At 46.3% G+C, this 626-nt stretch carries 1 protein-coding gene; it reads right to left on the reverse strand.

The genetic code is table 11. From position 1 onward, the window contains the following. Positions 1 to 626, reverse strand: a 626-nt coding sequence (locus tag A3763_RS05465; RefSeq protein ID WP_197482789.1) for a DmsC/YnfH family molybdoenzyme membrane anchor subunit, incomplete at both ends; no start/stop codon positions are given.

Here is a 626-nt window from a genome sequence, read left to right on the forward strand (position 1 = left end):
AGATAAAGAAGACTGCAGAGATAAGCAAGCCAAGCACTAAGCTGACGTTTCTCGCCAAGTAAGTATTGCCAAACGTCGTCCACTGAATGTAGTGCGCTGCTGCGCCCTCTCCCTGTTCAGTATTCAGGTAACGAGCATGAGCAACAAGACCTATTGACTCAACCAGCAAGCCAATAAAGACCAGACCAGACAAGACACTCAGAAGTGGTGCAAAGCTTAAATCTTGAAGCGAATAAGCAATACAAGCAAACACGGCAAAAACAATTCCGCCGACACTAAACATACTGCCAAAGAAGCTGGTCAATACCTGCCAATGATTCCAGAACGGGCGAGCTTTAATTCGATAGATACAGTGCATGAAGTACAAACCTATCAAAGCAGAGATCACCGCAAAACCACCCGCAATAGATATCAGCAAATCTAGGATACCCAACTGCAACCATTCATTGATCGCAGACAACACGGTATAGCCACATAGGCCCGCGAAGAACATGGCTATACCCAAGGCTTCCCGACTAAGTGGTGACCAACGCAAGTTATTAAACCCACGGTAGAAACGCAAAGGCTTACCCAAGTGCAGCGTAGAAAGGAATAAACCCAAGGCCTGAACAAAAATCATCGCACCC

It is taken from the genome of Oleiphilus sp. HI0128 (assembly GCF_001635365.1).